Raw genomic sequence first — 6,120 nt, 5'->3', positions numbered from 1 at the left:
CGTCGAAGGCGGCGACGCCTGAAAAGGCAGCCGGTCCTGAAAACGCGGCGGCGCCTGAAAACGCGACGGTTTCTGAAAGCGCAGCAGCGGCTGACAACGAAACAGCTCCTGAAAAAGCAGCGGTTTCGGACAATGTGGCGCTTCCCGAGAACGCAGCGGCTCCTGAAAACACAGCCGTTCCAGATTCTGAGAAGGTTGCGGATTGAGAGCCAGTGAGAGCGAGGAGGTTTGCGGCGGTTTCGCGGCCTCCCTCGAGCTCTTTGCCTCAGCTAGCTGATCGGCACAGCACGAATACATCAGCGACGTCCATACGAAAGTAGAAGCGTTGCCGCAACGGTGTAAGCAAATTTGTTGCATCCCTGCGTTTCTCCGCATTGTTCAGATCGCTCTCGTCGGGATGGGCTGATGGCCCGCCGCTCGGCGACCTTCAGCGACACCCCGCAGCTTCCGAGAGGGTAAACATCACCCCTTTCGGGACCGCACTCACCACACCGGTGTTCTTTCTCCCAAAGCAGTACCGGACCGAATCCGCGCGATCGATGGCCCGCTTACGGCTGGAATCGCGGTCCGCTTCCGCTCCCGCCATCGCTCAAATATTCCTGCCTGATCCCTTCCACGCACGATCACCCTCGTTCGATGTTCGGTATCCGGCACGTCCTCGTTAAAAACCTCCTACCCCTATTCGCTGCAACCATCACGCTCCGCCGAGAACGTCGAACGCGCGATTTTCTGCTTTCTCAAGCATTTCGCTGGCAACCGCAGAACCCTCCATCCAACGTTTCGCAAAGTCTTGACATCCTTATTTTGTTGAACAACATTACGTACATTGTTCAACAATCTGGATCGCCAGGAGTGATCCTTTCGACACAAAGGGAACGTCCATGCACGCGTATCGTCCGTCCTTCTCGCCATGCCGTGCCCTCGTTGCCGGGCTCACGGGTCTGATGCTGCTGCTCCTGCAGAGTGGGGCTGTTGCCGCTACGCAGGCGCCACCCACCATCGCCTCGGGCACGCTTACCATCGGCTCAGATCTGACTTATCCGCCGTACGCGTTCATGGATGGAGACACGCCCGCCGGACTCGATCCGGATTTCATGGCCTCGCTCGCGTCGCACCTGCAACTCAAGCCGCGGTTCGTCGACACGCGTTTCGCCAACCTGATCCTGGGGATCAACGCGAAGCGCATCGACATTATTGCGTCCGCGCTCTATGTCACGCCTGAGCGTGCGAAACAGATCGATTTCGTGCCCTACTTCAAGACTGGCGGCTCGCTCCTCGCGCTGACTGGCAGCGGTTTCAAACCCGCGACGCCCGAGGCACTGTGCGGCAAACGGGTCAGTTCGATCAAGGGCGCCTCGTGGATCCCCAAGCTGGCCAAGGTCAGTCAGGATACCTGTACATCGAAGGGCCTTGCAGAGATCGATGTACGCGAGTTCGAGACCTCGCCGCAAGCTTCGCAGGCGCTGCTGGCTCACGCTGTTGATGCTCAGTTTGAGGACTCGGCCGTAGCGAAAATGACCGTCGACAAGATGAGTGGGCGCCTTGCCATCACATCCACTACGCCGCTTTTCCCGGTGGTTGTCGGCCTGGGTATAGCCAAGAGCGATCCCGCCTTGCTCGCGGCGGTGAAGGGCGCGCTCGACACGATGAAGCAGGACGGCGAGTACGCCACGCTGCTCAAGCGCTACAACGTCGCCGAACCCACCGGCGCGGAAATCGCTCAAGCACTCGGCGCGGCGAATTAAGCGTCATATGACTGAGCGTCATATACCCATCCACGCCAGTCCCACACCAGTCACGGACCACGCGGCGCATTCGAGCCGCCGCGTTGCCTTGCGGAGACAGATGAATGATTTTTGACTGGCACTACGCCGTCTCGCTACTCGCCGACAAGGCATTCTGGAGCGCGTCCTGGCGCGTGGTCGAACTCAGCATCGCGACGTGGGTGATTGGCATCGTGGCCGGGTTCCTGCTGGCACTCGGCAAGCAGTCTCGCATCGCACCATTGCGCGTGGCGTGCTCCGCTTACATCTGGTTGTTTCGCAGCCTGCCGTTGCTGGTGCTCCTGATCTTCGTGTACAACCTGCCCCAGGTATTCCCGGCGTCGAGCGTGGTGCTCGGCGATCCGTTCTGGGCGGGTCTGATTGCGCTGTCGATCAGCGAAGCCGCGTACATAGCGGAGATTCATCGGGGCGGCCTGCTCTCCATCGGCCGAGGACAGTTCGAGGCGGGCCGGGCGCTTGGATTGGGGTATCTCGGTCTCCAGCGGCTGGTCGTCGTGCCGCAGGCGTTTCGCGTAGCCTTGCCGTCGCTCGTTAACGAATACATTACGATCGTCAAACTCACCTCGCTTGTGTCCGTGATCTCGCTCGCCGAAATATTACTGGTGGGTGAGCGCCTTTACACGCAAAACTTCAAGGTCCTCGAGACGATGCTCGCCGTATCGTTCTACTACGTGTTGATCGTGACCGTGGTCGGGTACGCGCTGAAACTGCTGGAGCAGCGCCTGGACGTTGCGCGCAGGGACCCTGCAGCGTTCAGCCCGGCAGAGCCGGCCACGCTCGCCACCACACCGGCGGCACAGGTCGAAAAGACCGGCCGCGTCGCGCTTGAAGCAGTCGGCTTACGGAAACGCTACGGCGTGCATGAAGTGCTGAAAGGTGTCGACCTCAAAGTGCAGGCGGGTGAAGTCATCTCGGTGATCGGGCCGTCGGGGTCGGGCAAGACTTCGCTGATCCGCACACTCAACGGTCTGGAGGCACTCGACGACGGCGAGATCGTGCTGCACGGCAAGCTGTTCCAATGGGGCGCAAGCCGAGCGCGGCGAGCCGTGTCGCATCGCGATCACATGCGTGGCATTGTCGATATCGGCATGGTGTTCCAGAGTTTTAATCTCTTCCCGCATCGCAGCGTGCTCGACAACGTGACGCTGGCGCCGCGCTATCACGATCGTGGCTCGAAGGCTGCGCTGCGCGCGCTCGGCATGGAGATGCTTTCAAAAGTCGGAATGGCCGCTCACGCGCACAAGTATCCGCATCAGCTCTCGGGCGGCCAGCAACAGCGGGTGGCGATTGCACGGGCGCTGGCCATGAAACCATCGATTGTCCTGTTCGACGAACCTACCTCCGCGCTCGACCCTGAACTGGTGGCCGAAGTCCTGAAAGTGATCGAGCAGCTCGCGCGTGAGGGGATGACCATGGTGATCGTCACCCATGAGATCAATTTCGCATTCCGCATCTCGGATCGGATAATCTTCCTGGAGAATGGCTCGATCGTGGCGGACGCCGCGCCTCGCGTCATGACCGCGTTCGACAAGGATTCCCGCGTCGCGCACTTTCTTAAAGACCTGCAAATCGCATGATCCGATCCGATTCCGTGACCGCAGCGACTAAAGCCAAGACCGTGACCGAGCACATTGAAGAAGAGTCCGTGACCGACCGCATCGTCACGCAGATTCGCGACAAGATCATCTGCGGCGACCTGCCTCCCGGCACTCCGCTCACCGAAGCCGATCTCACGAAGGCATACGACGTCTCGCGCAATACGCTTCGCGAGGCGCTGCGGCAGATTTGCCGCGAGGGATTGGGCGTGCATTACCGGCATCGCGGCGTAGTGGTGCGCACACTCACGCGCACCGACGTGCGCGACATTTTCCGGGTCCGCCGCATCCTGGAACTGCAGGCGATTGCGCTGCCCGGAAAGACCGACCCGCCCGACCCGGCGGTGCTGCACGCCATGGCCGCTGCCTGCGATGCCGCCGCACAAGCCGCGTCGCAAGAAGACTGGCGAAGCGTGGGCACCCATAGCCTCCGCTTTCATCAGCACATTGTGGAGATGACCGGCAGCGCGCTGCTGGATCAGTTCTTCCGCACGATTCTCGCGCAGTTGCGCTTGCTGTTCTCCGCCGCACCCGACGAACGGCGTTTCCAACTGCCGTGGATCGAGCGTGACCGCGAACTCTACGACCTGATCGTGGCCGGAGAACACAAGCGGGCGGCCAAGAAACTTTCCGACTACCTGGACCGCTCGGAAGAAGCGCTGATCGACCTTCTCTGAACCGCGCCTTTCCAGCGTCCTTTTCTCGAACGAGGCCTGGCGCCTCGCATCGATTCAATCAGGAGATATCAAACCATGTTGAACTACCCTGCCGCTTATCAGGTCACCCAGGGTTCTGCGCTCGAAGTGGACCGGGACTTTTATACCCGCGTTGCCTCCGCGCATGAAACGCGCACGCTGGTGGATTCGGCGGTAGTGCCAATCCGTTCCGGCTATGCGTGGAAGGTCCCGGCCGGACATGTGTTCCGGATTGTGACCATTGAAGGCCCGCAGGTCGCGGACCTCAACATATGGAACCTGCACAATCCGCGCGAGCGCTTCTGGGCATCACGTACGCGCCAGTTGCAGCAGGCGCACGTGAGCACATTCGACCGGCTGTGGTCGACCCTGCCCTATCTGCGCCCGCTCGTGACGATCACCGACGACACCCTGGCCGACTACGGCATCGACGAACATGGCGGGCGCGTCCACGACCTGTTGGGCACGCGCTGCGATCCGTATGTGAACCGGATGCTGACCGGCGAGGATTTCGATTTCCATTGCCATTCGAACCTGACCCGCGCGATCGCACAGCACGGTCTCACCGAATTCGATGTGCATGACGTACTAAATGTATTTCAGTGCACCGGTCTCAACCTGAACGATCAATATTTCATGAAGGCCTGTCCGGCAAAGAAAGGTGACTACCTGGAATTTTTCGCGGAGATCGATTTGCTATGCGCGTTGTCAACGTGTCCAGGCGGAGATTTGTCCTTGCCGATGTGGGGACCCGACGCGCGCGACCCGCTCGAAGTTTGCCGGCCGCTCGGCGTGGAGGTTTATCAGCTTGCGCCGCAGATGCTTGATGGATGGAGTTCGCCGGAGGTGCCACCTTATCGCGGCCTGCACGGAATGAGGCTCGATACGTCGGGTCGCGGTGGCTGTTGCTGACAGCCGCTTCGCAAATGTTCTCTGCGTCGGTGACGCCATCGGGCAAGCCGCTTGATGGCGCCAGTCATCACCGGAATCGAGATCCGCAAATGCTACAACCCGCACTATTCACGATGATCTATTCACGATGATGGGATGTGCGGCGAAGCTTGTCGCAGCCAATCGCCATCGCGAACGAAATGGCCCAGAAGGCGATGATTGCGCCGATGAAAAGCAGGTCCATGACTTGTCTCCTGACGGACTTATAGGTCTTTGTCTTTAAGATTAGGCAAGGACACGTCAATGACGCGTTAAGAGATCGCCAGGACTCGTCAAAACAGGCTAAAAACCGGGTGAATTGATCTCTGCCTGGGTGGGTTATTCGCCGCCAAACTCCGTCTTGGTACTGCTTGGCACGCCACCTGGTCCGGCAGGATCGGGGTTACCAAAGCGCGGAAGCGACCCGTCAGCACGAGCTCGATCCAGTTCCGCGCGCACCTGTGCACGTGTCTTTGGAGCTTGACTGGCTTGCGCTGGAAGCGGCTTTGGCACTACAGGCTGGGCCGCCGGTTGCGCGTCCTCAATGGGCGGCGTTGGGCGAACTGACGCAGGTCGTGGTGGTGTGCTGGCTATCGCGGGCGCTGAGGCCGGCACTACCTCCGGCGAACTCAAATCCGTCCGTCCGGCTCCCAACACCGGGCTTGTTGCTTCAGCGTCTACACCGCTGACACCGCTGTTCGATCGGGCTTTGATCGTTGGCGCGTCCACGATCCGTGAATGACGAGACGCGCTGAACGTATGCTCGCGAACCGGGGATGCGCTCTCGCGCGATCGTTCGGCTCTCGTGGGCAAACGAGATGTAGATCGTGTCGACTTGGCTGTATTCGGCCGGGTCTCAGGTGGAGCAACCGGAGGCGCAGCGTCAGTTTTTTCCTCACGCGCCTGCAGTTCTTTCTGGAGTGTCAGCGCGCGGCTGTCGTCCTTGTGAAGCGTTTGCACCGCGCCCAACAGAACCTTGGCGGAAGCAAGATCATTACGTTTCAGGCTGTCCCGAATCGCCTGAAGAATATGGGAGATATCATCGGAATGATTGCTTGCGGAAGCCGGGTTTGTTCTCCAGGTTTCAGCCGGGCCATTGTCGAGGTCGCCCGAGGC

Annotated in this window: 6 protein-coding genes and 1 pseudogene; 5 read left to right on the top strand and 2 right to left on the bottom strand. The window is 60.3% G+C overall.

Features of this window, described 5'->3' with window-relative positions; genetic code table 11:
* From JWR14_RS26785 to JWR14_RS26765, 5 genes and pseudogenes are all read left to right on the top strand, one after another.
* A pseudogene (locus JWR14_RS26785) lies at positions 1 to 206 on the top strand (hypothetical protein); the annotation flags it as partial.
* A 675-nt stretch (positions 207 to 881) separates the two neighbouring features.
* Complete coding sequence (locus JWR14_RS26780) at positions 882 to 1,745, top strand: ABC transporter substrate-binding protein (protein ID WP_299714650.1); 864 nt, start codon at positions 882 to 884, stop codon at positions 1,743 to 1,745.
* A 104-nt stretch (positions 1,746 to 1,849) separates the two neighbouring features.
* Positions 1,850 to 3,361 carry an amino acid ABC transporter permease/ATP-binding protein gene (locus JWR14_RS26775; RefSeq protein WP_299714647.1) on the top strand — a complete coding sequence of 504 codons (1,512 nt, stop codon included), beginning with the start codon at positions 1,850 to 1,852 and terminating at the stop codon, positions 3,359 to 3,361.
* Positions 3,358 to 4,056 (top strand): GntR family transcriptional regulator, encoded by a 699-nt coding sequence (locus JWR14_RS26770; RefSeq protein WP_299714644.1) that lies wholly within the window; start codon positions 3,358 to 3,360, stop codon positions 4,054 to 4,056. Before JWR14_RS26775 ends, JWR14_RS26770 begins: the two co-directional genes overlap by 4 nt.
* Positions 4,057 to 4,131: 75 nt before the next feature.
* A complete protein-coding gene (locus tag JWR14_RS26765; protein ID WP_299714641.1) occupies positions 4,132 to 4,986 on the top strand; it encodes a DUF1989 domain-containing protein in 855 nt (284 codons plus the stop codon).
* 118 nt (positions 4,987 to 5,104) lie between these two features.
* Here JWR14_RS26765 and JWR14_RS26760 read toward each other — a convergent pair whose 3' ends face one another.
* Both JWR14_RS26760 and JWR14_RS26755 read right to left on the bottom strand, forming a co-directional pair.
* Positions 5,105 to 5,209 (bottom strand): potassium ABC transporter ATPase, encoded by a 105-nt coding sequence (locus JWR14_RS26760; protein ID WP_197500303.1) that lies wholly within the window; start codon positions 5,207 to 5,209, stop codon positions 5,105 to 5,107.
* A 134-nt stretch (positions 5,210 to 5,343) separates the two neighbouring features.
* Positions 5,344 to 5,619: a DUF4148 domain-containing protein gene (locus JWR14_RS26755; protein WP_299714653.1), complete on the bottom strand. Its 276-nt coding sequence runs from the start codon at positions 5,617 to 5,619 to the stop codon at positions 5,344 to 5,346.
* Positions 5,620 to 6,120: the final 501 nt, after the last annotated feature.

This window comes from Caballeronia sp. (genome assembly GCF_028292365.1).
Lineage (GTDB): Bacteria > Pseudomonadota > Gammaproteobacteria > Burkholderiales > Burkholderiaceae > Caballeronia.
The sequence above is the reverse complement of the archived record's forward strand: the minus strand, read 5'-3'. Positions and strand labels throughout refer to the sequence as shown.